The organism is Lactobacillus gasseri ATCC 33323 = JCM 1131 (assembly GCF_000014425.1).
In the GTDB taxonomy this organism is placed as follows: Bacteria; Bacillota; Bacilli; order Lactobacillales; family Lactobacillaceae; genus Lactobacillus; species Lactobacillus gasseri.
The window spans coordinates 1,660,468-1,687,319 of record NC_008530.1; the positions used below are offsets into that span (position 1 = coordinate 1,660,468).

General features: G+C 34.5%; 22 protein-coding genes and 1 pseudogene. 10 read left to right on the forward strand and 13 right to left on the reverse strand.

Translation table 11 applies throughout. The features are described 5' to 3' along the window. Positions 1-49 precede the first annotated feature (49 nt). The gene (gene helD, locus LGAS_RS08265; protein ID WP_003656094.1) at positions 50-2,344 is read right to left on the reverse strand and encodes an RNA polymerase recycling motor HelD; all 2,295 of its coding nucleotides are present in this window, start codon (positions 2,342-2,344) and stop codon (positions 50-52) included. 168 nt (positions 2,345-2,512) lie between these two features. On the opposite strand from helD, the gene LGAS_RS08270 reads away from it, so the two are divergent. After that, on the forward strand, positions 2,513-3,157 hold the full coding sequence (locus tag LGAS_RS08270) for a matrixin family metalloprotease (protein WP_003656096.1): 645 nt from the start codon (positions 2,513-2,515) through the stop codon (positions 3,155-3,157). 27 nt (positions 3,158-3,184) lie between these two features. Here the strand turns inward: LGAS_RS08270 and LGAS_RS08275 are convergent, their stop codons facing one another. After that, complete coding sequence (locus tag LGAS_RS08275) at positions 3,185-3,367, reverse strand: hypothetical protein (RefSeq protein ID WP_003646756.1); 183 nt, start codon at positions 3,365-3,367, stop codon at positions 3,185-3,187. A 196-nt stretch (positions 3,368-3,563) separates the two neighbouring features. Between LGAS_RS08275 and LGAS_RS09775 the strand changes: the two are divergent. Further along, positions 3,564-6,220 (forward strand): annotated as a pseudogene (locus tag LGAS_RS09775) (cation-translocating P-type ATPase). Between the two features lie 205 nt (positions 6,221-6,425). Here LGAS_RS09775 and LGAS_RS08285 read toward each other — a convergent pair. From LGAS_RS08285 to LGAS_RS08295, 3 genes are all read right to left on the reverse strand, one after another. Then, the gene (locus tag LGAS_RS08285; RefSeq protein ID WP_011678974.1) at positions 6,426-7,766 is read right to left on the reverse strand and encodes a L,D-transpeptidase family protein; all 1,341 of its coding nucleotides are present in this window, start codon (positions 7,764-7,766) and stop codon (positions 6,426-6,428) included. Beyond that, positions 7,703-8,260: a D-alanyl-D-alanine carboxypeptidase family protein gene (locus LGAS_RS08290; protein WP_157859592.1), complete on the reverse strand. Its 558-nt coding sequence runs from the start codon at positions 8,258-8,260 to the stop codon at positions 7,703-7,705. The genes LGAS_RS08285 and LGAS_RS08290 overlap by 64 nt, the downstream gene beginning before the upstream one ends. Positions 8,261-8,383: 123 nt before the next feature. Further along, positions 8,384-9,202, reverse strand: a complete 819-nt coding sequence (locus LGAS_RS08295) for a MurR/RpiR family transcriptional regulator (RefSeq protein WP_003646753.1) — start codon at positions 9,200-9,202, stop codon at positions 8,384-8,386. A gap of 131 nt (positions 9,203-9,333) precedes the next feature. Here LGAS_RS08295 and LGAS_RS08300 point away from each other — a divergent pair, with 131 nt between their 5' ends. Next, positions 9,334-10,026: an N-acetylmannosamine-6-phosphate 2-epimerase gene (locus LGAS_RS08300; RefSeq protein WP_003657024.1), complete on the forward strand. Its 693-nt coding sequence runs from the start codon at positions 9,334-9,336 to the stop codon at positions 10,024-10,026. Between the two features lie 26 nt (positions 10,027-10,052). Next, positions 10,053-12,128 carry a PTS sugar transporter subunit IIABC gene (locus tag LGAS_RS08305; protein ID WP_011678975.1) on the forward strand — a complete coding sequence of 692 codons (2,076 nt, stop codon included), beginning with the start codon at positions 10,053-10,055 and terminating at the stop codon, positions 12,126-12,128. 61 nt (positions 12,129-12,189) lie between these two features. Here LGAS_RS08305 and LGAS_RS08310 read toward each other — a convergent pair whose 3' ends face one another. Then, positions 12,190-12,954: an exodeoxyribonuclease III gene (locus tag LGAS_RS08310; RefSeq protein ID WP_003656113.1), complete on the reverse strand. Its 765-nt coding sequence runs from the start codon at positions 12,952-12,954 to the stop codon at positions 12,190-12,192. 91 nt (positions 12,955-13,045) lie between these two features. Continuing rightward, positions 13,046-13,390, reverse strand: a complete 345-nt coding sequence (locus LGAS_RS08315) for a hypothetical protein (protein ID WP_003646751.1) — start codon at positions 13,388-13,390, stop codon at positions 13,046-13,048. Between the two features lie 100 nt (positions 13,391-13,490). Between LGAS_RS08315 and LGAS_RS09805 the strand changes: the two genes are divergently transcribed. Both LGAS_RS09805 and LGAS_RS08325 read left to right on the forward strand, forming a co-directional pair. Beyond that, on the forward strand, positions 13,491-13,706 hold the full coding sequence (locus LGAS_RS09805) for a hypothetical protein (RefSeq protein ID WP_025012239.1): 216 nt from the start codon (positions 13,491-13,493) through the stop codon (positions 13,704-13,706). A 42-nt stretch (positions 13,707-13,748) separates the two neighbouring features. Beyond that, positions 13,749-14,399, forward strand: coding sequence for a histidine phosphatase family protein (locus LGAS_RS08325; RefSeq protein ID WP_003646749.1), 651 nt, complete (start codon positions 13,749-13,751; stop codon positions 14,397-14,399). A gap of 40 nt (positions 14,400-14,439) precedes the next feature. Here LGAS_RS08325 and LGAS_RS08330 read toward each other — a convergent pair whose 3' ends face one another. Both LGAS_RS08330 and LGAS_RS08335 read right to left on the reverse strand, forming a co-directional pair. Then, positions 14,440-16,308 (reverse strand): ABC transporter permease, encoded by a 1,869-nt coding sequence (locus LGAS_RS08330; protein WP_003646748.1) that lies wholly within the window; start codon positions 16,306-16,308, stop codon positions 14,440-14,442. 19 nt (positions 16,309-16,327) lie between these two features. Beyond that, on the reverse strand, positions 16,328-17,074 hold the full coding sequence (locus tag LGAS_RS08335; protein ID WP_003646747.1) for an ABC transporter ATP-binding protein: 747 nt from the start codon (positions 17,072-17,074) through the stop codon (positions 16,328-16,330). Between the two features lie 232 nt (positions 17,075-17,306). Between LGAS_RS08335 and LGAS_RS08340 the strand changes: the two genes are divergently transcribed. After that, positions 17,307-18,749 carry an APC family permease gene (locus tag LGAS_RS08340; protein ID WP_003646746.1) on the forward strand — a complete coding sequence of 481 codons (1,443 nt, stop codon included), beginning with the start codon at positions 17,307-17,309 and terminating at the stop codon, positions 18,747-18,749. A 790-nt stretch (positions 18,750-19,539) separates the two neighbouring features. Continuing rightward, the gene (gene hflX, locus LGAS_RS08345; protein WP_003656122.1) at positions 19,540-20,820 is read left to right on the forward strand and encodes a GTPase HflX; all 1,281 of its coding nucleotides are present in this window, start codon (positions 19,540-19,542) and stop codon (positions 20,818-20,820) included. Positions 20,821-20,861: 41 nt separating this feature from the next. Here the strand turns inward: hflX and LGAS_RS08350 are convergent, their stop codons facing one another. The 3 genes from LGAS_RS08350 to LGAS_RS08360 all read right to left on the reverse strand — a co-directional run bounded on the left by LGAS_RS08350 (position 20,862) and on the right by LGAS_RS08360 (position 24,077). Continuing rightward, on the reverse strand, positions 20,862-22,070 hold the full coding sequence (locus LGAS_RS08350; RefSeq protein WP_003646745.1) for a L,D-transpeptidase family protein: 1,209 nt from the start codon (positions 22,068-22,070) through the stop codon (positions 20,862-20,864). A gap of 102 nt (positions 22,071-22,172) precedes the next feature. Next, the gene (locus tag LGAS_RS08355) at positions 22,173-23,321 is read right to left on the reverse strand and encodes a C40 family peptidase (protein WP_003646744.1); all 1,149 of its coding nucleotides are present in this window, start codon (positions 23,319-23,321) and stop codon (positions 22,173-22,175) included. A gap of 198 nt (positions 23,322-23,519) precedes the next feature. Continuing rightward, positions 23,520-24,077: a guanylate kinase gene (locus tag LGAS_RS08360; protein WP_003656129.1), complete on the reverse strand. Its 558-nt coding sequence runs from the start codon at positions 24,075-24,077 to the stop codon at positions 23,520-23,522. A 90-nt stretch (positions 24,078-24,167) separates the two neighbouring features. Here LGAS_RS08360 and LGAS_RS08365 point away from each other — a divergent pair, with 90 nt between their 5' ends. After that, complete coding sequence (locus LGAS_RS08365; RefSeq protein WP_003649982.1) at positions 24,168-24,458, forward strand: DUF2187 domain-containing protein; 291 nt, start codon at positions 24,168-24,170, stop codon at positions 24,456-24,458. Positions 24,459-24,509: 51 nt separating this feature from the next. Then, positions 24,510-26,042 (forward strand): O-antigen ligase family protein, encoded by a 1,533-nt coding sequence (locus LGAS_RS08370; RefSeq protein WP_003646740.1) that lies wholly within the window; start codon positions 24,510-24,512, stop codon positions 26,040-26,042. Between the two features lie 62 nt (positions 26,043-26,104). Here LGAS_RS08370 and LGAS_RS08375 read toward each other — a convergent pair whose 3' ends face one another. Then, the gene (locus tag LGAS_RS08375) at positions 26,105-26,731 is read right to left on the reverse strand and encodes an LVIS_2131 family protein (RefSeq protein ID WP_003646739.1); all 627 of its coding nucleotides are present in this window, start codon (positions 26,729-26,731) and stop codon (positions 26,105-26,107) included. Positions 26,732-26,852: the final 121 nt, after the last annotated feature.

A 26,852-nucleotide genomic window follows, 5' to 3' on the forward strand; every position in this document is an offset into this window, starting at 1 on the left:
AAATTTAAATAACCCACAAAAAATGGAATGCCAAATTGGCACTCCATTTTTATTTATTCACATAAGTTTTCTCGTCTAAATCATCAAACAGTGGACTCTTCTCGCCTGTATAGATCAAGTCAAGTTTATACATTGCACGTGAAGTAATCGTGTAAAGTAATTGCGTTTCATCAAGTTGGTGATAATTATCCCTTGAAACATTCCAAGCAATTACTGCATCAAATTCAAGTCCTTTAGCTAAATATGATGGCATAACTAAAGTTCCAGGTACTAAACGCTGGTTAGCTGATCCAATCAAAGTTGCCTTAATTTTTCTTTCTTTCAAAACCTTAGCTACTTCTTGCGCTTCAGCCAAAGTCTTAGTAATGATCGCAGTCGTTAACTTTTGCTCATCATTTTCTACTAAGATATCTTCTAAAGCATTAAATTCTTTTTCAAGACTATCACGTTTATAAAAAGCAGGTTTAGGACCACGTCTGTCAAAGGCTTCAATCTTTTCACCTTGCCGCAAAATTTGCTTAGTAAAGTTTGTCAATTCCTTAGTTGACCGATAAGACTTGGTTAATTGAACAACATCAGTCTTTTCTGGATCAAACAACTTAGAAATCTGACTTAAAAGTGTCTTGCTTTCATCTTTAGTAAAGATAGCCTGGTTTAAATCTCCCAGCATCGTAAACTTAGCTCTTGGGAAGTTGTACTTAAGGTAAGCTAACTGGAATGGCGTATAATCCTGAATTTCATCAATAAAGGCATAACGCATTTCATAATCAGTTCTACGGCCTGTTACTAAATCATACAAGTACAAGTATGGTGAAATGTCAGCCATCTTAATCTTGCCATTTCTGAATCTATCCTTAACATTTTCAATATGTGCTTCCCACTCTTCCTGGCTGATATCCCACTTACTTAAGTCAATCAACTTCGGAACAGCACGCAAGAAGCGCAAGTATTGTGCCCGAATATTTAAGAAACGGTTCTGGTGAATCTTACGGCTAACTTGCTTTAATTGCTTAATTACAATTTTACGAGCTAAGAAATGTTCTTCTTTAGCACTTGATTCAAATTCTTGGTCTGGACGATCATATAACTTATTCAATTGTTCTTGATCTAACGATTCAATCGTCTTATCAACCCAGGCCTTCTTCGTTTCTGGCTCAATTCTTCTATTTAAGCTATTAATTAAACTTTCTTTTGTAGCTTCAATTCTATTTCTTAAATGGTAATTTTCGTTGAAGCCATAGTAAATTTCCTTGATCTTTTCCTTATCGAAAAATGGTCTCTTCTTATTCTTGAAATAAATATTTTTAAAGATTAAACCATTCTTTTCAAGGTGCTTAGCATAGCGAGTTACCGCATTAAAGAATTGCAATGAATCTTTTAAGTTAACGATCTTGTCATTTTGTTCATTATCTTCGAATTGTTCGAATAAATTTTCAACATTCATCCCTGGAACACGGCGCGAAACAAATTGCCAGTAAGTCATTTGCACCATATTTTGCTCACCCATTTCAGGTAGAACATTTTTAACATAATCGTTGAACAATTGATTAGGGCTAAACATAATAACATCGCTAGAAGTTAGATTGCCGCGATAACGGTAAAGCAGGTACGCAACACGTTGCATAATAGCTGAAGTCTTACCCGATCCAGCTGCCCCTTGAACAAATAAAAGGTCTGCACTAGTATTTCTAATAATCTTATTTTGCTCGCGCTGAATCGTTGTTACGATCGACTTCATCTGTGTAGAAGATTTTTCATTTAAGACGTTTAAAAGCATTTGATCCCCAATTGATTCATTGGTATCAAACATATTAGTAATCTTACCATCTTCAATTAAGAATTGTCGCTTCTTAGTCATATCAACGGTTTGTACACCATCAGGGGCATTATAAGAAACTTTACCTAATTTGCCATCATAATAAATAGAAGATATCGGTGCACGCCAATCATAAATCAAAAAGTGATCTTCTTTATCTGCAAAAGACCCTAAGCCAATATAAATTGTTTCAGGATCTTCATTAGGTTCTTGGAAATCAACTCTAGCAAAGTACGGTCTCTTCTCTAGCCGCTGCAAAGTTGATAATTGCTTAGCAGAATGTTGCCAGGCATTTTGACGTTCTGCTAGCATTTGTTGTTGCTGGTGAATGGACAAGGCAGTATCCATTGAAGTTGAATAGCCATCATAATCTAGTTTTACATCATCAAAAAAGTGCGAATTAATATTTTGCGCTTCATTTTGCGCATGTTCAATTGAATGATCTAACTCGCTTTCTTTCTTTTTAATTAAGCCTAGAACTTCATCTAAATGTTTTTGTTCTTTTCGTTGTTCAGTTTCTTTTACCAAAATTAAGTCACCTATTTCTAGTATTAGTAAAAACTTTGCATACTATTTTATCATATGTATACGCTTTCTAAAAGGATTTACAACTTTGAGAAAGTCTCAATTATTATTTAGTCTTTTCTTAACTAATTAGTTTTATAATTAAATAAAATTAGCTAGCGAGATGAAAAAGTGAAACGATTTTTTAAAAGCATTCTAGTTCTAGCTCTTCTATTTATTGGGCTCAATTTTGCTTATCAAAAGACTGCGCCAGAAATTGAAAAAACTTTTGGAACTAGAAACCCACTCCCATATTTAACAGCCAAAGTACAACAATTTATTTCACCTGAAAAAATTCAAAATGATGATACAAATGCCGACAGTTCCAAAGGCCATACTTTTGAAACTAACTCTGCATCTGTTTATCTTGACCTCTCTGATCCCACCCTCAGGCAAGCTACAATTGATGGAATCAATATTTGGAACAATACAGGGGCCTTTAATTTCAAAATTACGAATGACAAAAATAATGCCAAAATCATCATTAAAGCAATGAATGATGGACAGACTAACGCGGCTGGTTTAACTGATACGCAATATAATTCCCTAACAGGGCACTTAATTAAAGCAACTGTCCGTTTAAATTCATATTACCTTTTAAATCCAAGTTACGGCTACAACCACGGCCGAATCGTCAACACAGTTGAACACGAATTAGGACATGCAATTGGGTTAGGCCATAAGAATGGTATTTCCGTCATGTATCCACAAGGATCTTTTTACACAATTCAGCCAAGCGATGTCGAAGATGTTAAAAAATTATACCAAGAACAATAAGAGCGATTCTACTTTTGAGAACCGCTCTTATTTTGTGTTTTTCTTTTTTAATTGGTGTTGCTTTTTAAAATAAGGAATCCAGAAAGTTATGACATAACCTACTGCAATGCCTACAAAAGTCCAAACCATAATATTTTTAACAAATAAACCAATAAACAAACCAATTAAGCCAAAAATTCCAATAATAAATGATTGATCTAGCTGCTTCATACTTATTTCCTCATTTCTATCTTAACTATAACAAAATTATCTTATTATAAGCATATTTTTAGACTTACTTTGTCTTGCATTTTATACTATATATTATAAATATTTTTAGCTATTAATTCTTACGTATACTAATAGTTAAAAACTATACAATTAAGAAAAATATATTTTGATAAAAGAAAGGAATGGTATATCCTTTATGGATAATCAGAAACAACCTCCCTCGTATTCTCAAACAACAAACGAGTTATTTTCAGATTTAGAAACAAGTTCTACTGGCTTAAGTGAGCCAGAAGCCCAGCGACGGTTAAAAAAATATGGACCTAATGCTCTAGCTGAAAAGCCACCAAAATCAACTTTAATGATGCTCAAAGAGCAAATCATTGATCCGATGATTTTGATCTTATTAGGAGCAGCTGCTTTTTCTGCAATTTTAAATGAATGGGTAGAAGCCAGCGTAATTTTCTTTATTGTTGTCGTTAACTCAATCATTGGAATTATCCAGGAGAAAAAAGCGCAGTCTTCTCTAGCCGCCCTCAAAACAATGAGCGCACCAACTGCTACAGTTATGCGTGGCGGTATTGAAAAGATCATCCCTGCTAGCGAGTTAGTTATTGGGGACCTGGTTTTTCTAGCTAGTGGCGATATGGTTCCAGCTGATCTACGCTTAATTCAGTCTGCTAACTTAAAAATTGCAGAAGCCGCTTTAACTGGTGAATCCATTGCTAGTGAAAAGAATGCGGAAGCTGTGCTTTCAGCAGATTGCCCTCTAGGTGACAGAAAGAACATGGCTTATACTTCTTCAATTGTTACCTACGGACGAGGAAGCGGAATTGTAACTAAAACTGGAATGGACACCGAAATTGGTCAAATCGCTGGCATGCTTGAAAATGATGATGCTGGTGATACTCCATTAAAGAGAAAACTTAATGCAGTAGGCAAAGTCTTGACCATTATTGGCTTAATTATCTGCGTTTTAATCTTTGCAATTGGGGCCCTTTATGGTCGTCCACTTTTACCACAATTTTTAGTAGCAATTTCTTTAGCAATTTCAATTATCCCAGAAGGTTTACCAGCAACTGCAACCATTATTATGGCGCTAGGCGTGCAGCGGATGGCTAAGCAACATGCTCTAATTAAAAAGTTACCCGCTGTTGAAACTCTAGGCAATGCGACAGTTATTTGTTCTGATAAAACAGGAACATTAACGTTAAACAAAATGACTGTAACTCATTTAGCTAATGGGGATGATTTTCTTAATAAAAAAATTCTAGCTCTTACCAACAATTAATGTATGCAGCTAGTCTGTGTAATGACGCCAGCTTTAATTTGGATAAACCTCAAGAAGTAATTGGTGATCCTACTGAAGGTGCACTTCTTCCTTTAGTGCAAGATTTTGGTTATTCAGCTCTTAGCCTAAAAAAAGAATATCCAAGACTCAGCGAATATCCTTTTGATTCCATTCGCAAGCGAATGTCAACAATTCATGAAATAAACAATGAATATGTTGCTTACACAAAAGGTGCGCTTGATGAATTATTGCCGCTTTGCGACTATATCCTTACAAGTAATGGTACACGTAAGTTAACCAAGGCAGATCAAGACAATATTCTCGCCTTATCGCATAAGATGTCTGATCAAGCATTAAGAGTCTTAGGTTTTGCCAGCAAAAACATGCTAAACCTACCTCAAGAAGATGAAAATATTGAAGAACATTTAGTCTTCTTAGGTGCAGTTGGCATGATTGACCCCGCTCGAGACGAAGTTAAGGCATCAATTAAGATGGCCCGTGAAGCGGGAATTAAGACCATTATGATCACAGGTGACCACAAAAACACAGCAGTTGCAATTGCAAAAAACTTAGGCATTTATACTAATGGAAACACTGTTATTTCAGGTACTGAATTAAACGAAATGACAGATAATGAACTAGATCAAGCAGTTAAATCTGCTACTGTTTTTGCTCGTGTTTCACCTAACGATAAATTAAGAATCATTCAAAGCCTAAAACGAAATGATGAAGTAGTAGCCATGACAGGAGATGGCGTCAATGACTCACCTGCCCTAAAGGCTGCTGATATCGGTGTTGCTATGGGTATTGGAGGTACAGATGTTGCTAAAGATGTTTCAGATATGATTTTACTAAATGACAGCTTTACAACAATTACGGCGGCAATTAGAGAAGGTCGAAAGGTTTACCGTAATATCCAAAAAGTAATTCAGTTTTTACTAGTTGGTAATATTGCCGAAATTACTACTTTGTTTGTAGCTACAATCTTCAACTGGGATGCACCGCTACTTGCTGTACATATTCTCTGGGTTAACTTAGCTACAGCTAGTTTGCCTGCTTTAGCCTTAGGAGTCGATCCAGCAAGTAAAAATATCATGAAACATAAGCCAGTAAAGACTGGAACTTTATTCGAAAAAGACCTTATCTGGCGTGTTATCAGTCAAGGAATTTTCGTAGCTTTAATGACTTTAATTGCTTACTGGATTGGAGAGTCGTTTGATAATCCAATTGCTGGTCAAACAATGGCATTCTGTGTTTTAGCCTTATCTCAAATGCTTCGCGCGTTTAACCAGCATTCTAATACCGATCCAATTTGGGTTAGGGGCAGTAAAATAAATGTCTGGTTGATTATCTCCTTTATTGTTTCAGCAATCTTAATGGGAATTATTCTTTTCACTCCCAATTTACAAACTCTCTTCCATTTGACTAGTCTTACTTCAAGACAATGGTTAGTAGTAATTATTCTTTCGCTTTTCTCTATTCTACAAGTTGAGATCAGCAAGTGGATTAAGAAGTTAATTAAAGCTAAACAAAAAGAAAACAAGTTACAAACAGTCAGTGACTAACACAATATAATAATTTAATTATTGTGAGCATATTTTTCGACTTATGATGATTTAATTTATATAATATAAGTATAAATTTAACACTTACAACTGGCATAAAGACTTAAACAACCTTTATGCCTTCCACTTTTTGGTAATCAAAATAATCGGTATCGTAGATACCAAAACAGCCAAATTACTTAATCAAAGTAGTTTGGCTGTTTTTTTAGTGATTTTTGATGACAACTTTAGTGCCAGCAGGAACAGTTGCGGCAAGCCATTTTGAATCGGGGATGCTTAAGCGAATACATCCATGAGAACCTGGAATCTTACCAAGTTTTTTAGCTTCTTTTTTATCGATAGAACCATCTGACTTAGTTGGAACCGAGTGAAATAGATATACTCCATGATCCTTCCAGCTAACATAATATTTAGCTCCCTCATTTAATTTATGATTATAAAAAGCAGCTCCACGCTCATGCTGGATATGATATGTTCCTGTTGGCGTATCAGACTTATTTTTATGATATACTCCTCCAGTTGAAAGCATAGTATAAATCGGCTTCTTGCCACTCATAATATAAGTCCGATTCTCTTTAAGAGAAACTCTAATCCAAAGGTCTTTAACTTTTGTCAAATCGGGTTGCTCTTTATTTTCACTCTTTTTATTCCAGGTACCAGCTTTCACCAAGTCTTTAGGATCTTGATAAGGTCGAAATTTTTTTACTTTTTGAGCTGTAGTTACACTCGAATTTGCCTTTTCATGTGAATTTTGTTGCTGGTTAAAAAGTCTATTCCATATTCTTACCAAAAAATTAGCTTGTTTAACATCCTGGTGAACTGTCGCTTTAATCGCAACATCTTTATTACTATTAAGTACTGGTGTATTAATTAAATAAAATCTTCCAACTGTTTTACCGCTAATTTGAGGCGCATGAATTGCATTTTTTGAAAATTTAACTTTTAAATTAGATAATTGTTGCTTTTTAGGAAGCCAAACCACAGTGGGTTCTTTTACATAAACTGGAGCAGATTTTTCTTTACCATTAATGACTTTAACCCTTCTTACTGAGGCAAAGCTAAATCCTTGTTTAATCTTCTTACTACTATAATTGTCAAAAATATATTTCAATAATTTTTTAGTTTGGATAAATCTTGATGGATCTTCTCCATTAGCATGCTGCGCTCCCATTACTACAGTAACTAAACGTCTACCATTCTTTTTCATTGTAGACGCAAAACAAGCTCCGGCCGCATCAGTAGTTCCTGTTTTTAATCCATCTACTGGATAATTAGGATCATATTGAGATAATCCTTTTAACATCCAGTTCCAATTTTGCATTGGAGTAATAGTTTTACCATCAACAAAAGAACTTTTGGCAACTTTTGTTGTATTTAATACTTGAGGATATTTTTTTAATAAATGAGAAATTATAATTGCCCTATCAGATGCTGACAAAGTATTTTCTGCATCTTTAGACTTATTCTTAAACCTTTCTTCTCCTAGAGTGTAATTAGGCAATCCACTGTCTGTAAGAAGCTGGGTTGCCCCCCCCCAATATTCCACGAAACTAGTTGATTCCGCATCTTTTTAACAAAGGCTTGCTGCGATCCACTAATTGCTTGTCCTAAAAGCATCGCTGGACCATTCGCAGACTGAATTAAAGTTGCTTCATATAATTGCTTAATTGTATAAGCATGATTTAACTTTAACGGAACCCCAGAATATTCTGGATTATTACTAATTTTTACAATTTGCTTTGTTGGTTTTACTTTTTGATTCCACGATAATTTTTTATTATTAATTGCATCTAATGTTAAATAAATGGTAATTAACTTTGACATTGACGCAACTGGTAATTTTTTATCTGCATTCTTTGCATATAAAACTTGCCCACTCTTTAAATCAATTGCAATTGCAGACTTTGCTTGTAATTCTACTTGCTCTTGATGGTAATTATTAATACTACTTGCTTTAACAGTTATTGGTTTTATCCAAAAAATCAAAATACATACCAGCAACGATATGATTGAAAACCATTTTACTTTATATTTTCTCATTCTTTTCTCTCCTCGTATCAGATAAATATAGTAAAAAACTAGGCACATTATAACATCTTTTTTATTTACCAAGGAGTCAAAAAAACGTCAAATACATTGTATGTATTTGACGACTTTCTACATTTAAATAGACTTTTTTATAACAGCAGCTAAAGCATGCTCTTTAATTTTATCCACATCAACCTTGTTAAGCTTTTCATATTCTCTAGCCAAAACATCGCACAAATATAATTGTGAAACTTGTCCTGCTACACTACCAATATTCATAAACTCACTAACTGACGTTTGTAAACTTACATCCCCTAATTGAGCAATTGGAGAAGCAAGATCATTAGTGATTGCCAAGATTTTTGCTCCATAGTCTTTAGCAACTTTTAATGAATCATATGTATCTTTAGTATGACCTGAAAGAGATAAGCCAACTACTACATCGTCCTTATTCAGCAAAGTTGCAACTTGAACTTGAATATGAGGGTCTGATTCTGCATTAGCAATTAGCCCGATCCTCAACCATGTTCTTTCATAGTCTCTGGCAGACTCGCCAGAATGTCCTAATCCAAAAATATGAATTCGTTGCGCCTTAGCTAATAGACTCACTGCTTTCTTTAGAGCAGTTGGATTAATTAATTCTTCTGTTTTTTCTATTGAAGAAATTAAAACTTTACTACTTCGTTGTGAACTTGTCTGAGCCCCATCATGGTTCTTTGCTGTGGTCATCATTGAATCTTGCGCTAAGGCAATTTTTAAATCGGAAAAACCCGCATAGCCTAATTTTTTACATAATCTAACTATCGTTGCATCTCCCGTATTGGTCGCTTTTCCTAGTGACTTAATAGTATCGTAAATCACATGCTCGGTATGAGCAGCAATATAGTTAGCTAACTTATTTTCTGACTTAGTCAGTTTATCTTTATTTTGATTGTAGAGCTGTATAAATTTCATTTTCTCACATCCTCGTCCTAATAACTATATCATGATTTTACTAGAAAACGCTTGCATAATATTTGAATTCATTATATTATCTTCTTAGGAGGAAAACTCCAAAATGTAATTAATTTGGAGTATATTTACAAATGAACAAGGAAGAATTTATCAACAAAATCCATGGTGGTTTAATTATTTCATGTCAGGCTTTACCTGGCGAACCACTCTATACCGAAGAAGGCGGCATTATGCCACTAATGGCAAAAGCTGCTCAAGAAGCTGGTGCAACAGGTTTAAGAGCAAATTCCGTCAGAGATATTAAACAAATTAAAAAAGTCGTCGATCTACCAATGATCGGAATTATTAAACGAGACTATCCACCAGAAAAGCCATACATTACTCCAACTATGAAAGAAGTAGATGAATTAATGGAAACAGGCGTTGAAGTAATTGCCCTTGACTGTACCTTACGGCCAAGACATGATGGCAAGACAGTAGCTGAATTTATTAAAGAAATTAAAGCTAAATATCCAAACCAACTTTTAATGGCAGATACTTCAAACTTTGAAGAAGCTAAAAATGCCTATGAAGCAGGCGTAGATTTTGTTGGTACTACTCTTTCTGGCTACACCGAAGAAAGTCCTAAGACTGACCATCCAGATTTTGATTTAATTAAAGCTTTAGTCGATGATGGTCTACCTGTGATTGCTGAAGGAAAAATTCATACTCCAGAACAATTAAAGCAAGTAATTGACATCAACCCAGCAGGAATTGTAGTTGGCGGTGCAATTACTCGCCCACTTCAGATTGCTAAAACATTCACTTCTGTTTTTGAAAAATAATAAATCATAACGAAAGAGGCTTAATCATGTCTAAGAAATTTTCACATGTTGGGCAGGCCTTTTCACAACTAGGTCAAGCCTTCATGCTTCCAATCGCCATTTTACCGGTAGCTGGTTTACTGCTAGGTTTAGGTGGTGCTTTAACAAATAAAGCAGCTGTTGGTGCTTATCCTTGGCTTAACCAAGAATGGCTTCAAACTATCTTAAAAGTAATGAACTTCGCTGGTAGCGCAGTTTTTAATAATTTAGCGCTTATCTTCTCAATTGGACTAGCTGTTGGTCTTGCTAAAGGAGATAAGGGTACAGCTGGCCTTGCTGGTGGTGTGGCTTACCTAGTTTATACCGCAACAATTTCAGGCTTGCTACAAATGTTTTCACCTAAAAACACCATTGATACTGGTGTTTTAGGAGCTATCGTTATTGGATGCGTAGTAGCTTATCTTCACAACCACTACCGTAAAGTTGAATTACCACAATTTTTAGGATTCTTTGGCGGATCAAGATTTATCCCGATTATTTCATCCCTCGCAGCTATTGTAATTGGTGCCATCTTCTTTATCATTTGGCCACCAATTCAAAGTGGCTTAACTAGTGCTGGTTATGCAATTGCTAAAATGGGAAGCTTTGGTAGTTTCTTATATGGATTTTTACTCCGTTTAACTGGAGCAGTTGGTCTTCACCACACTATCTATCCAATGTTTTGGTACACAGCTCTAGGTGGAACTGCAGATGTTGCAGGTAAAACTGTTGTTGGTGCACAAAATATTTTCTTTGCTCAATTGGCCGACCCTAACCATCACGGTCTATTTACCTATGGCACAAGATTCTTTGCTGGTCGTTTTGCCACAATGATGTTTGGTCTTCCAGGTGCAGCTTTAGCAATGTATCTTTGCTTGCCTAAGAGAAACCGTAAAACTAGTGGTGGTTTATACCTTTCAGGTGGTTTAACCTCTTTCTTAACTGGTATTACTGAACCTATTGAATATACTTTCCTATTCGTAGCGCCTTGGCTATATGTTATTCACGCCTTTCTTGATGGCTGTTCATTCTATGTAGCTGATATCATGAATATCAGAATTGGTAATTCATTCTCTGGTGGTTTAATTGACTATTTACTCTTTGGTGTTTTACAAGGAAGAGATAAAACCAATTGGCCAAATGTCTTAATTATGGGTGTTATCTGGTTCTTCCTCTACTTCTTCGTCTTTACTTTTTGTATTAAGAAGTTCCATGTGGGCATTCCTGGAATGGTTGTTGAAGACAATCAAGCTGCCGATCAAATTATGGCAGCTGGTCCTAAGACTGATGACAAACTCTACAATGAATCATGCGAAATTATTTCAGCATTAGGTGGTTTAGATAATATCGAAACCGTTTCAGCTTGTGCAACAAGATTAAGAGTCTCATTAAAAGATAATAACTTAGTTAACGATGATGTCTTCAAGATGCTAGGTGCTCCAGGTGTCTTGAAAGTAGCTGGCGGAGTTCAAGCAATCTTTGGTGGAAAAGCCGATCTTTATAGTCAAGAAATTAATGACATTATCACTCACCCTGACATGCAACCAGTAAGTAATCCACAAGTGGATAAAATTAACAAATCTACTTCTACTAAAATAGAAACTGTTCATAAGTCAGAAAAAGTTATTTTCAAAGCTCCCGTAAAAGGTAAGTTTGAAGATATCACTCAAGTCAAAGATGAAGTATTCTCACAAAAGATGATGGGTGAAGGTTTCGCAATTGAACCAGAAAATGGAAAAATCTACAGTCCAGTTGATGCTACTGTCATTTCAATCTTCAAGACCAAGCATGCTATTGGCCTTAAAACAAAATCTGGTCTAGAAGTAATGCTTCACCTTGGAATAGATACAGTTGAACTTCAAGGTAAACCATTCACGATGAAAGTTAATGAAGGTGATCAAGTTACACCTGAAACACAATTAATTGAAATGGACCTTGAACAAGTTAAGGATGCTGGCAAAGATCCAGTTGTGATGACTTTAATTACTAACAGTAATGACAGAGTTTCACAAGTTGAAGATATCGTAACAAGTGGTCAATTAGTTGAAGCTCATGACGATGTCTACTCTGCATTAACTAAATAATGCCGAATCAAAAATGCACTTCGTACAACTACGAAGTGCATTTTTTCTTTATCTATTAAAACTATTTTCTTGTTTCAATGTCTAAATCTAATTCAATTGGGCAATGATCTGATCCCATAATGTTGTTTAAAATCTGGGCATTGATCATCTTGTCTTCTAAGTTATTTGATACTAAGAAGTAATCTAATCTCCAGCCAATATTCTTTGCTCGAGCATCTTCGCGATAGCTCCAGTAAGTATACTTTGCTTCATCTGGGTGGAAGTAGCGGAAAGTATCAATAAAGCCGGCATTCAATAATTCAGAGAATTCTTTTCTTTCAATCCCAGTAAATCCTGCATGGCGGTGATTATCATCAGGTTCTGCTAAATCAATCTTATCGTGAGCCACACTCATATCCCCACCAATGATTACTGGCTTATATTGCATTAGCTTAGTAACATAATTTCTAAAAGTTTGTGCCCATAATTCTCTGAAGTCTAATCTTTGCAATTTTTCCCCAGAAAATGGAACTTGGACATCAATGAAATAGAAGTTTGAAAACTCTAAAGTAATACTTCTACCTTCGCCATCAACTTCTGGAACGCCAAAGCCATTTGCGACAGTAATTGGTTTTTCTTTAGTAAAGACAGCAGTTCCAGCGTAGCCTTTTCTTTTGGCATAATTCCAGTATTGATAATAACCTGGTAAGTCAATTTGTACTTCATTCGGCTCTACGCGAGTATCTTGTATGGCAAAGATATCTGCATCTAAGTCTGTAAAGGTATTAACAAAGCCATGACGTAATGCAGCACGCAGACCATTTACATTCCAAGACATAAATTTCATAATAATTCTTCTTTCTATGAGCTCACTAGTCAGCTCTCTCACCTTTTATTGTACATAGTTGGTTCAAGCAAATGAAATATTCCGATTTCTTTCATCTAATCTTTAAATGCCATACAAAGAAGCCAATTCCAATAATCAAGGCTAGAATTCCAGTCCAAATCAAACCAGCATATGTTCCGCCTAAAAAGCCTAAAATTCCAGCAACAATCATCATAACAAAACCAGCGATATCACCGCCTAAACCGTCACTATTTTCAGTTGAAATATAGACAATTCCGCTTGCCATAAACAAACCACACAGGAGAATGCCCAAAATCCCTGCTAGCATACTTTTGTCAGCAATTATTCCTAAAAATCCACCTAATAAACCTTGAATAAATAACCAAACGGAATATACAATCATCAAAATTCCGATTACTAATTTTGTAACTCTCATAAAAATTTCTCTTCTTTCAACTATTAAGTTAGTCTACTTAGCCTTAATATTCAAAATTTTTGATACAATATTTTTATCACAAGGAAAGATGCGAATCACAATGCGAATATTTGAACTAATTGGCCTACTTATTTATCTAGTTTTAATTGCAATTCTTGTAGCTCAACAAATTAAAGTAAGCAGTGATTTTAGAAATAAAAAAATTACTGAGGAAAAACATCAAAAATTAACTAAAAGAAATACTATTCTTTTAATTATAGTAGGAATTCTGTTGATTTTATTTTTGTATACACCCTTTAAGATTTTGATTTTCTAGGTTTGATATAATCAAAGTAAGTAATTCAAGGAGATTTTTAACATGAAAAGAATCTATATCGTCCGTCATGGTCAAACTTATATCAACCGCTATGACAAAATGCAAGGCTGGTGTGATACCCCTCTAACTGATGAGGGAATAAAAGGTGCCAAAGATGCTGGTAAAGCTTTAAGTAATATTCCTTTTGATATCGCTATTTCAAGCGATTTAAAGAGAGCCAGTGATACTTGTGACTACATTATCAATGAAAACTGTAACCGCGATGAATTACAGCATATTGCAACACCATTTTTTAGAGAGCAATTCTATGGCTTTTTTGAAGGAATGAATTCTGATGAAGCTTGGCGCATGATTGGTGGGCCTCATGGCTATCCAAGAAGAGATGAACTCCTTAAGGAAGTTGATATCAATACTATTAAAGACTACATGAAAGAAGCAGACCCATATCATGAAGCAGAAAATGCGGAGGAATATTGGGACCGAGTTAACAAAGGCTTTGATTTAATCAGTCAATTAGATGGTGCTGAAAATATTTTACTTGTTACTCATGGCTTTACCATTAGAAGTATTGTTTCTCGCTTTGCGCGTGGCGAATACAACTTGGCTCACGGTCCAAGAAACGCATCAATTACAATTATGAATATGACTGATAAAGATATGAAAATTACTTCTTATAATAAAATGTCAGTTTAACGCAAAAAAGACTTCACCAATTTTTGGTGAAGTCTTTTTCTTAATCTTCTTTTTGTAAAACAATGTGTTGGTATAAAGCCACTGTTAATAGGTAGTAAATTGCGTAAAGCACGCCGAAAATTGTAAATGGAATCCAAAGTTTATCGTATGTATTCATTCCTAAGATAGATTTAAATAATTGGAGTCCAAATAAAACATCCACCACACCTAAAACCGCTGGTAAAACAAATAGAATTCCAATTTCTTTAGCAATTGATGCTTTCAATAAGCTCTTTCTTGTACCAACTTTCCAAAGCATTTGGTATCTTGGCTTGTCGCTGTTTGCACCAGATAAAACTTTAAACATCAAGGTTGAAGCAAGCATTGCTAGGAAGGCAAGTCCTAAGAAGAAGCCCATAAATTCAAAACCAGAAGTCATACTTGAAACTAAACGATATTGAGCAGATTTTGAATTAGAAAGGTTTACATTAATTGCTCCCTTTTCAGCTTCTGGTGAACTGATCATTTGATTTACCGATAACTTTTGTAACTTTTCAATATTGTTGAAATTACTTCTAAAGTTATTAACTCTTAAAAGCTCAATCTTATTTACCTTGGCCTTAATTTGATCATATTTAGCTTGCGATACAACCTCAGCTTGAGCGTCAACATACGGAGTAAGAGACACTAATTGATATTCGCCTTCTGCTGCGGCATCTGATTTCTTATTTTTAAAATCATTGACAGTAAGACGTTTAGTATCATAGTGGTTCACGTCATTCTTACGTGAATAGTGCTGATACATAATCTTATTATTCTTGATTTGATTTTCAGAAATATAGAGGACGCGATTCTTTTCTTTTCCCTTACCCTCTACGACCATCTTATAGTCAAAATGAGTCGTAGATTTTACAGAAACTTTCTTTAGTTGATTATCAACCTTGGGATTACGGTTGTATAAAACTACATCATAATACGTACTTTGCATTGCCTGCTCAGTCATATTGTTGAAGTTCAAACCAACAGTAATTGCTCCCAAAGCAAGCGCAAATAGTAATGAAACGGTTGATAAAATTCTAGTATAGTCACTTAATCTAAACTTAAGTTGACCTAAAGTAAAGGAATGAAGTTTTCTGTATTTGAAAGACAAGTTCTTACGAAGCAAATCAATAATTGCTGTAAAGAAGGAATCAAAAGTAAAGTAAGAACCAAAAACGATTGTAAAGAAAGCAATTGGAATAGTTTTAGTGCCTAATTTTGCTGCATGCATCATTGCCCAATAACCTACAGCAAGTAATGCAATACCTAAAAGTGCCTCAACAAACTTCCATAATTTATTTCTATGTAATTTAACTGGTTTTTGATCTTCATGAAGCAAGTTAATTACGTTTGATTTAACTAACTTGTGACGATTCCAAAAAGCAGCTAAGAAGAATAAAATTGCAAAAAATGCGATTGTCCAAAGTAATGCTGGCAAATAGAATCCTACAAACTTATGAATTTGCAAGCCCAATTGTGAGATCAAAATGCTAGAAACACCTTGCGTTAAAGCAACCCCTAGAACTGTTCCTAATAAAGTAGCTAATAAGCCAACAACAAGTGTTTCAGTAAAAATTAATCTTCCTATTTTGCTAGTTCTAGCACCTAGCATCATGTACATTCCATAGTCTTTCTGCCGCATACTTAGCAAAAAGCTATTAGCATATACAATATAAACAAAAGTGATGATTGATAGGAGCGCAATTCCAAAGCCGAAAACAACCTGAGTTATTTGAAAAGCAATACTCAATGAACCCTTTAAGAAAGCAGGATTAGTTGCTAAGGTCATAAACATGTAGAAGATTGCACTAGCAAAAGTTAAGCCAGAAAAAAGAACTAAATAGTCTTTGAACCGGCTTTTTATTCCGGTTAATGATAATTTCCAAAGCATAATTATTTCCTTTCTAGTATTAACGTCTACCTAATTCTGCAATAATGTCCTGATAAAATTCTTCGCGGCTCTTATCATTCTTTTTAATTTCTTTACCAATCTTACCGTCCTTAATGAAAAGAATGCGACTAGCGTATGAAGCGGAATATGGATCGTGAGTTACCATCAGGATTGATACTTTATCTTTTTCGTTTAAGCCCTTCATTGTTTCAAGAAGTTCGGTTGCACTTTTTGAATCAAGTGCTCCAGTTGGCTCATCCCCGTAAAGAATAGCCGGTTCATGAACTAATGCCCGTGCTGCTGCGACACGTTGCTTTTGACCGCCAGAAATTTCTGCTGGGTATTTATTTAAAATATGATCAATTCCTAATCTCTTTGCAATCTTATCAACTTTAGGATTAATGGCACTTGTCTTCACATTTTGAAGTGATAGTGGAAGTGCAATATTTTCACGATTAGTTAAGTTCTCTAGTAAGTTAAAGTCTTGGAAAATAAAACCAATTTCTTGACCACGAAAATCTGCCATTTGATTTCTATTTAAACCGGTAATATCACGACCATTGATATAAACGTTTCCTGTAGTTGGTTGGTCTAAAGTTGACAAAATATTTAATAAAGTGGTCTTACCTGAACCAGATGCACCCATGATTCCAACAAATTCACCACGTGCTACATCAAAGCTAATACCTTTTAAAGCTTGGTATTGTTTCTCACCTTTCTTACCATAAGTCTTGGTAATATCTTGAACTTGAACTACTTCACTCATGATTACTCCTCTTTTCGTTATAGTGTATTACGTACCTGTTACACTATATGATACAGACACAAGCATAAAAAGTAAAGCCTGTTTTTTATTTTTTAAACTTTTCTTCTTGTATAATAGAAAACGGTATTGTAATTAAAACAGGAAAAGAGGTTTAGTATGCAGGGTCGCTACTTCTTCAATCCCCCTCCTAAATTTAAATAAATAAAATAGTATAGGATTTTTAGGAGGAAATATGGACACTTTTGATGAAGCTCAAAAACGTAAAAAACTGACCTGGCCGGTAATTGCACTGATGGACTTTGTTACAGTTATTGGTTTTGATGATATTATTTACAACTTTCAAAACCAAGGACTAGCAGTTGTCAGTGACTGGATTTTATTATTAATTTTATTTGTCGTTCCTTATGAATTAATCGTTGGCCAATTAGGCGCAACTTTTTCCGATGATGGCGGTGGTTTATCATCTTGGCTAAGGCATACCTCCGGAGACAAAATGGGTTATATCACTGCTTGGTGCTACTGGGTAGTGTCTCTGCCTTACTTAGTCGATGTAGCCAACTCAACTGTTGTCTCCTTTGCATGGCTATTTAAAGGACATGCTTTAAGTGACAAAGAAATGAGCAACTGGGCTTTTGCCTTATTTACTGCAATTATTTTCGTCATCTTTATCTTCTTCCAGCACCGATTTGCTAATTCATTGCAATGGTTATCCATTATCGGTGGCGGAGCAATGTTTATCATGACGATTCTTTTCGTAATCATGACTATTGTCTACCTCGGCGAAGGACGCACGATTGCTACGCAGCCGTTCCACTTTAAGAATTTCTTGCCAACCTTTGATATGAAATTCTTAATGTCATTAGGTCTGCTAATCTTTGCTATGAACGGAGCCGAGTTCGTTGCACCATATGTTACTGAAATGAAAGATGGACCTAGAAACTTTCCTAAAGCAATGTACATGCTTGCAATTATGACTGGATTTCTAACAATCTTTGGTTCCTTTGCATTAGGCGTATTCTTTAATGCACACCACTTACCAGATGATTTAAAGATGAATGGTTCTTACTACGCCTTCCAAGCAATGGGTGAGAAATTTGGAATGGGTAAGTTTTTCTTATATACCTTTATTATTACTCAAGCCCTTTATATGCTTGCTCAACTAGCCGTTTTAGTAGATGGCGGGGCTAGAATCTTCTTATCGGATACAGCTAAAAAGTATCTGCCTAAGCAATTAACCAAGACTGATAAGAACGGATTACCGATCAATGGTTACTGGCTAACAACTGGAATTTGCTCAGTTTTACTATTTCTAAGTGCTACTCTTCCGTCAGTTAATGACATTTTTAATCAATTACTGAACTTAAACGGAATCGTTTCGCCTTATGTTACTGGGCTAGTCTTCTGGGCCTTTATTAAAATCAGACTTCACCCAGAAAAATTTCCATCACAATATGTCTTCATTAAAAACAAGACTTTTGCAGTTATTGTTGGTTGGTGGTGCTTGATTATCACAGTTACTGGTGCAACTTTTGGTATCGTTCCAATCGATGCAAAAGCCGGTTCAGCTACTTGGTGGCATATGCTGATCTTAAATATTGTCGAACCACTTTTAATGATTGGACTGGGAATTGTTTTACCATTAATTGCTAAGTGGCAAAGATCAAAGGAAAATTAAATTAGTTCGCTTGCAAAAAGCCAAATCAATTAATGATTTGGCTTTTATTATACTTCAATAACATAACAATTTATGAAAGCTCTTTTATTTGCTATTATTTTCTTCACGTCTTATATTGATAAGTGAAGGCAGTCTTCATAGAGAAGCAATAAATAACGATATATTTATTACTGTTACTTTATATAAATATCTAGTAAATATATTAAGAAGAAATTTTTGATATTCTGAATCATAGTAATAATTCACTATTTTCACTACTTTTTCCCGTCTATAGTTCAATAAAATGAAAATAGCAAAATTAATTGTTAGTAAAATACGTTTAATTAAATTCTTCAGGAAGCTGAAACGTATTTCAATATATGGCTTCAGTTTAAACTATGTATTACAAAGATAATGAATTTGTCACCCTATATACCCTTAAGTCGTGAGCTTTCCTATTCCCCCATAATTATGTATGGCTTAAGTGATTTTCTTAATTAACTACCTTTGATACAGTCAATTTAATTTCATTGATAAGTGTAAAATTTATTATGATGTCAGAATAACAATTATATACTCCACTCATATTTATGTGCACGGTTAATTAAAGTAATTATCTCTATTCGGATATTACCGTGTTCAAATATCCTAAGGTCACTTCGAGATCGAAGTGGCCTTTTTGTCTTTAAAATTGATTTTTATTTAAAAAGAAATTATAATTTTCATACTATAGAATAAAGGAATGGTTATGATGATTTTTTAAGCTATTACTCTAATATATAAACTTAATTTGTGAAAGCAGGTGAATTATTTGATCGACAATCAACCAAAAAAGACTAAAGCCTTTATTGCTGGCGTAAACTTAAACGATCCTAATTTCGACTACTATATGACAGAACTAAGAGAATTAGCTCTTGCTAACAACTTAGACGTTGTCGGACAAGCAGGCCAAAAGGCTGAAAATATTGTTGCAGGTACGTATTTTGGTGTGGGAAAGCTTAACCAGATTAAAAACATGGCCCGTGAGTTGCATGCAAAAATCTTAGTTATCAATGATGAATTGTCCCCAACTCAAATTAGAAATATTGAGGGCATGACAAAACTTAAAGTTTTAGACAGAACAGAATTAATCTTAGAAATTTTCTCTAACCGTGCACGTAGTCGACAAGCCAAATTACAAGTTCAACTTGCAAGATTACAATATGAATTACCTCGACTCCACCCTTCTGAAAATAATCTAGACCAGCAACGTGGTTCTGGTGGAGCAAGCGGCGGTTTCGCCAACCGTGGTTCCGGAGAAACTAAACTTGAATTAAACAGACGTACTATTGGTAAACAAATTAGCGCAATCAAGAAAGAACTAAAAGACATCAGTAAACAAGAAGAAATTAAATCTGCTAGAAGAAATAATTCTCGTTTGCCTCAAGTAGCCTTAGTTGGCTATACTAATGCGGGAAAATCAACAACAATGAATGAATTGTTAAATGTCTTTAGTGACGAAGCAAATAAAAAGCAGGTTTTCGAAAAGAACATGCTTTTTGCGACTTTAGATACTAGCGTCAGACGAATTGATTTAAAAGATGACTTAAGTTTCATTCTTTCAGACACCGTTGGTTTTATCTCTAAGCTACCTCATAATCTAGTTGAGTCATTTAAAGCTACCTTGCAGGAAGCAAAAGACGCCGACTTACTGATTAACGTAGTAGACGCCTCGGATCATAATATGGTTCAAATGATTAAAACCACGCAAAAAGTTCTAAATGAATTAAATATTACTGACGTTCCAATGATTACTGCTTATAACAAGGCTGACTTAACAGAACGTAATTATCCTCAAATTGAAGGAAATGATATCTTATATTCTGCTAAAGATCCCGAATCAATTAAGCAGCTAGCCAATTTAATTGTCAAAAGAGTATTTGATAATTACGAAAAGATAAACTTAGTATTGCCACTTTCAGATGGCAAGAGCTTAGCTTACCTACATGAATATGGTCAAATTTTAAGTGAAGACTTTAAAGATGACGGCGTTCACGTTACCGTAAGGCTATCTCCAAAAGACCTAGAGAAATTCAAAGCAAATGCCGTATAGCAAGCAAAAAGAGTAGATTTTAAATCTACTCTTTTTTCGTATTATTTATAAATGATTACTGCTTCATTCTTTTCTATATTATTCCAAACTTTCGGTGCGTCACTAGGTTTTAAGTTTACACAACCATAAGAACCATCATTTAGGTAAGCCGTCTTAGACCAATTCTTTCGCCAGCTATTATCATGGAAGCCACAACCAGTTAAAGTAAATGGCATCCAATACTTAACATCAACCGAGTATTTAGAACCATCATCATTTATTCCCTTTAAAACGCTTGGAGATTCTTTATACTGGATATACCAAACTCCGGTCGGTGTTTCTAAATTCTTATGAGCAATTTTAGTTTCAACTGTACCAGTAACAATTGTATCCAAAGTAACCACGCACTTGCCATTCTTATATATCCACAGCTTTTGATCAGTTAAAGAAACAACAATGTAGTTATTTCCAATTCCATTATTGCTCAAACCATAACCAGTTCCATACGTACTGAAACCTTCACCGTAAATATAGTTTTTACCATTTAATTCTTGCGTATTATTGACAAAAGCATTTTCAACAGCAGCAACTAGCTTTTTCTCATTGATAGCCCAACCATAACTTTCATTTTTTACTTTTGTAACTTGACCATTTGGCAATTGGAAGTCATAAGATTTATGAAGTGTAGACACTTCTTTATTAATATTGCTAATCTTATTCGCCAAAATCTTTGTATCTGAAAAAACATACTTATCACTTTCATAAGTTACCGTCGGAAAAACTTCTGACCGTTTAAATACAAAGGATTTACCATTAACCGTATATTTTACTTGACGATCTTTAATTTCATTTAACTTTTCTTTTGCCTTCAAGAGCTCAGTATTCTGAAAGTTCCACTTTTTACGACTAGGATAGCGAGTATGTTGCTCTTCAAAGTAAGACTGGACTTTTTTGTTTGTAATTACTTTATCGCTATTCTTCTTTAAAATAACTTCGTCATCGTTTAAAACTGCACTATTTTTAGCTTTTTCATTTATTTTAGCAGTAGCTTTCTTAACAGTTAGTTTTCCAACTGGAACATCATAAATTGCAACATGTGAATTAAAGTGACTGGCATTAAATTTTTCAGCTTCAGCATTTCTTTTTGACTGGATATGTCCAACTACCAACCAAGCTATTAAAACAATTACTAAGCAAATTAAAATACCTATTAGCCACTTACGATAGTTATTTGTGGGATGGGTATTTTTTTCTACATTTTTATTATTCATTAAAAATACCTGTTTCCTAAAAAATTTCTTTTCATTATAACACAAAAAAGAAGGTTAATCTTTTAATTAACCTTCTAAAATAACTATGTTTATTTCATTTAATTATCTTACACGGATTGCGTAATCTGGCATGAAGTAACTTGAGATAGTAGCTTGAGTTACGTTTTGACCTGGTTGTGGTGCGTGTACGTATTGGTTGTTACCTACGTAGATAGCATCGTGGTAGTCACCCCACATTAAGATGTCACCAGCTTGTGCTTGACTTACAGAAACATGTTGGCCAGCACCAGCTTGTTGGTAAGTAGTACGTCCAATGTTCTTGCCTGCTTGGCTGTATGCGTATTGTACTAAACCTGAGCAGTCGTATGCGTTAGGACCAGTTGCGCCCCATACATAAGGCTTACCGATTTGTGATTTTGCTGCATTAACTACAGTTTGAGCAGTGCTACTTGATTGAGTAGAAGCTTGTTGCTTAGCTGGTTGAGCGGCTTGGCTTGAAGCTTGTTGAGTTTGTTGTTGTGCAGGCTTAGCAGCAGTAGTAGTATTTTGTGCAGGTGCACTGTAAGTTGCTGCTTGTTGAGTCTTAACTGTAGTGTTAGCTTGTGCGTAGTAGTTAGTCTTTGCTGGAGCAACATAAGTATTGTTAGTTGAAGCAGTGTATGTGCTTTGTTGTGCAGCAGTTTGTGCTACTGGAGCTTGTGCAGTTGCTGAAGTTTGTTGTGCGTTAGCTGCAGTATTAGTTTGTACAGATGCAGTTGCAACTGATGCTTGTTGTGCGTTGTTAACGCTAGCTACAGCAGTTTGTGCAGTAGCAGTAGTGTTAGCTGCAACGTTAGCTGCAGGAACTTGACTTACAGCTGCCTTAACTGCAGATAAATCAGCAGTAAGTGCGATTGGAGCTTCTTCTTGTACATCATCGCCTGAGATCCATTGGTCTCCACCTAAGTTATACCAAGTTTCACCCTTGACGGTCTTAACCTTCTTGTATGTCTTCCAGCTTGATTCATGTGGTAAGTACTTACCAGTTTGTTGCTTGCCATCTTCGTAGCTGTTCCAAACTGCGACACTTTCACCAGTCTTAGAATTTACTTTTACAACACCAATTTGCTTTGCAGGAGCTTGGACAGTTGAAGCTTGTGCAGTACTGTTAAATGATAATGAGTTTAATTTAGCTGCACTTAAAGTTGCGATACCTGCAACAGCGAATGAAGCAGCAGTGGTAAGTTTGATTACTTTAGATTTGATAGTCAAAGGTATTTCCTCCATAAAATTCTTTTTTCTTAATATTATCAACATAGCCGTCATTAATTAACTTAAAAGTTATGCTATGTGTCTCTTTTTTTAATTGACAATGGTTATTGTAGGGCATTAATATTACAGCCCTGTTACAAAGCTAAATCATTGTCATTACATTTCGCATATTCTCAATCTTTTTGCATTATGCAAAGCCTACTCATTATCAAGTTTTGCGATGATTTCATCTATCTTTTTAGCTGTTTCTTTCCAGTTATCATTATTCAATACATGCGCTTCTTTTGCTAATTCATCTGATAAATGTAAGTCGCGCTTAAATTCATAGCTGTTTAATCGTTTATCAATCTCACTCGCTTGATCTCCACGTGCTAGTAGTCTTTTTTTCAAAACAGAAAAATCAGAAACGGTTAAATAAATAAAATATACCTGCTTTCCTAATTTTTCCAAATATGATTTAACCCCATCTGTTTCTACTATTAAAGAAACTAGATCGTTCTTCTTCCAAGCTTTTTCTAAAGCTTCTTTACTTGAACCATATTGATATTCACCATATTTTACATGTTCAAAAAAATGAAGCTTTTTAAAGCTCTTATCATTTTCAAAATAATATGATTTTCCAGGGATTTCACCTTTTCGGATTGGTCTTGTAGTATGCGTTACTACACGAGGAATATGATATTTTTCTGTTAAGTATTTTGAAACTGTGGTCTTTCCTACCCCACTTGGTCCAGCAATTATGATAATTCTTTGCAAAATATTACTCTCCCGCTTGAAATCGACTATTATATATAATAGTATTTCACTATTGTAAAACATTTCTGTACAGAAAAGGGAGTTTTTTAAATGAAAAAAGCTGACGTAAAGATTGGACAAATTTTAGCTGCTACTTCTGAAGAGGAACTTAAGCATCCTTTTCAAGGAAAAGTAGAAAAAATTTACGAAAATTCTGCTTTGCTAGCTATTACTTCATACGATCCAGAAGATGAATCTTCGGTTAACGAACTAAACAACAAAATGGTTATTAACTTTAAGAACTTAAAGAAAGTTAAATCACCTGCACGTGGAAAAACAGCTGCAACTAATGATGTAAAGATTTCTAAGGTTCAACCAGATAAAACTAAAAAATCAAAATAAAAATTAAGCCTAAACAAGTTTTATTTTATATAAAAAGGTATCGATAATCATATGAAAAAAAGGCTACAAACATTCTTATTTTGGTTTATCTTAATCCAACCATTTCTAGATATTTATTGGTTATCAAGACCACCACTTCTAAAATTCTCAATTCCATCGATTTTGAGAGTTTTAGGAGTTTTTATTGCCATTATTTTATTTTTTAGCATCAAAAATAATTGGCAAAGATTAAAAAAGCAATGGTGGATTATTACTTATATTGCAACTTTAATCCTCTATTCGATTTGCCATTTATTCTCTGTTAAAAACTTTACTGGGGTAGATCCAACAAGCTTTGGCTATTCAGCAAAAGTTGAAATCTTCTACTTAATTCGAGCTTGTCTACCCTTGATAGTTATTTACATCACTTCATACAGTGATTTTAAAACTAAATACTTTTTCAGAGTAATTCAAGCAATTTCGGGTTTATATTCCTTAACGATTGTCATTTCAAATCTCTTCGTTTTTTCGCTAACTTCATATCATACTACAGAAGCTAAACGAATCAGTGCCAATATTTTTTCTTGGTTTACTCAAACGAATTATCCTTTTAACGCTTTAGCATCTAAGGGAATTTTTTTTCAAGCTAATACTTTATCAGCTATTTTATTCATGATTATGCCGATCATGCTCTATATTCTTTACAAAGAGTTTAACCTCTTAAATATAGTGCTAGTTAGTGTACAAGCCTTAGCAATGTTAATGCTAGGAACAAAGGTAGGAAACTTTGGCTTAATTATTAGCTTAGTAATTTTCTTAATCACTTTCTTATTCCATAGTTTGATTTTGAAAAATACCAAATTTTCAGCCAAATTTCTAATTACGTTGATCTGCATCTTAGCTGCCTCCAGTGCTATTTTTCCTTATAGTCCAACACTTAGAAGGTCTTCGCTTGAAAATGGAGTAGCTCAAAAAAGAAGTAATCTTGGCGATAAAAATAGACTCGATCAAGAGCTCGACTCTGGATTAAAAAGATATAAAGGGCAAAAACAAGCAGAATATCTAAAAGATTTTATTAAGAAAAATTATTGGGTTTACTCTTTAAAACATGATTTAGTTTTAGATCATTATTCCTATCAAAATGATCCCTATTATTGGCTGGACGTCATGAAAAGGCCAGCTGCTGAACGATTAAATTATCGACATCTTGAACAAGATATTCTTAGTCGCGTCATGAATAATGATAAAAATAAACTCAATAAACTTTTTGGTATTTCCTTTAGCCGTGAAAATAACATTGCTCCGCTAGAGCGTGACTTTTTAGCGCAGTATTATTCAATGGGATTACTGGGAACAATCTTGTTAACAATAATTTATATATTCGTTCTGGGCTATGGAATCTTTTACTGGCTAGTCAATAAAAATTCAAAAACTTTATTAATCTCTTCCCTACTTTTATCCGGTGGCTTCATTCTATTCGCTGCCTTTTATGCAGGCAATGTTCTTGAATACTTATCAGCAACATTAGTAATGGCATTTATTTTGGGATTTTTATTACAAAATATTCGATATAGCAAAACATCAAAATATCTAGTAAAGAAATAAACAAAAGACCTTACTCCGAATTTTCAATCTTCGGGGTAAGGTCTTTTTCTACATAAATTCTTCTACTTCAGTTCTCTCACAAAAGTACGGTCAGGCACTCTAATCAAGTAATATCGAGCTGCAGTCTTACCGGCATGCATTCTAAGACCGTTATACCAATTCTTCTTGTAAGTAGCAGTGTACGTTGCCACATAGGCACTTTGATATCGTTCATCTGCTTGAACTAATTGTTTAGCAGAATATGGAATAGCAGATGCTTGAACCGACATTGGATTCTTACCATCAGAAATGGTAGCGTAATTGCTTTTAACAGTTACTCTGTTTCCATTGCTATAGAAAGTATATGTTTGAACAGGTGCTTTCTTATTATCAGATCTAGCAGTAACATAGTATGAACGTTTATTACCAGCTGTCAAAATTAAAGGCTGATATTCAATTTTGCTAGATAAAACTTTTTTATTTTTCAAATCAGGGTTGTAAAATAAGGTGATGCTAAACATATAGATCGCACCACATAGAAGAACTAAAACTTCTAAGATGTCTAGCAGAGTTGTCTTCCATTCAAACCGCTTACGATCTTTTACAATCATCATTAAGTGACGTTTACGAATATTTTGTACGATAAAAATCAAATACAAAACAAGTATTAACCAGGCCAAAATACCTAAAATATTCCATCCAAGTGTCATAAAGGATCCTCCATTTTCTTTAAGTTAAGTATACGGTACTTATGGATGTTTTTAAAACTTTTTTTAATTTGACTTTATTAGAAAAAGTCGCGACAATTGAATACGTAGAAGGTAGTTTTGG

Excerpts from the sequence above, each read along its gene's own strand:
- LGAS_RS08335 (WP_003646747.1), bottom strand. The coding sequence starts at position 17,074 with ATGAGTGAAGTAGTTCAAGTTCAAGATATTACCAAGACTTATGGTAAG.
- LGAS_RS08300 (WP_003657024.1), top strand. The coding sequence starts at position 9,334 with ATGAACAAGGAAGAATTTATCAACAAAATCCATGGTGGTTTAATTATT.
- LGAS_RS08310 (WP_003656113.1), bottom strand. The coding sequence starts at position 12,954 with ATGAAATTTATGTCTTGGAATGTAAATGGTCTGCGTGCTGCATTACGT.
- LGAS_RS08350 (WP_003646745.1), bottom strand. The coding sequence starts at position 22,070 with ATGAATAATAAAAATGTAGAAAAAAATACCCATCCCACAAATAACTAT.
- LGAS_RS08375 (WP_003646739.1), bottom strand. The coding sequence starts at position 26,731 with ATGACACTTGGATGGAATATTTTAGGTATTTTGGCCTGGTTAATACTT.
- LGAS_RS08325 (WP_003646749.1), top strand. The coding sequence starts at position 13,749 with ATGAAAAGAATCTATATCGTCCGTCATGGTCAAACTTATATCAACCGC.
- LGAS_RS08290 (WP_157859592.1), bottom strand. The coding sequence starts at position 8,260 with ATGAGAAAATATAAAGTAAAATGGTTTTCAATCATATCGTTGCTGGTA.
- LGAS_RS08315 (WP_003646751.1), bottom strand. The coding sequence starts at position 13,390 with ATGAGAGTTACAAAATTAGTAATCGGAATTTTGATGATTGTATATTCC.
- LGAS_RS08305 (WP_011678975.1), top strand. The coding sequence starts at position 10,053 with ATGTCTAAGAAATTTTCACATGTTGGGCAGGCCTTTTCACAACTAGGT.
- LGAS_RS09805 (WP_025012239.1), top strand. The coding sequence starts at position 13,491 with ATGCGAATATTTGAACTAATTGGCCTACTTATTTATCTAGTTTTAATT.
- LGAS_RS08370 (WP_003646740.1), top strand. The coding sequence starts at position 24,510 with ATGAAAAAAAGGCTACAAACATTCTTATTTTGGTTTATCTTAATCCAA.
- LGAS_RS08330 (WP_003646748.1), bottom strand. The coding sequence starts at position 16,308 with ATGCTTTGGAAATTATCATTAACCGGAATAAAAAGCCGGTTCAAAGAC.
- LGAS_RS08365 (WP_003649982.1), top strand. The coding sequence starts at position 24,168 with ATGAAAAAAGCTGACGTAAAGATTGGACAAATTTTAGCTGCTACTTCT.
- LGAS_RS08340 (WP_003646746.1), top strand. The coding sequence starts at position 17,307 with ATGGACACTTTTGATGAAGCTCAAAAACGTAAAAAACTGACCTGGCCG.
- LGAS_RS08275 (WP_003646756.1), bottom strand. The coding sequence starts at position 3,367 with ATGAAGCAGCTAGATCAATCATTTATTATTGGAATTTTTGGCTTAATT.
- LGAS_RS08295 (WP_003646753.1), bottom strand. The coding sequence starts at position 9,202 with ATGAAATTTATACAGCTCTACAATCAAAATAAAGATAAACTGACTAAG.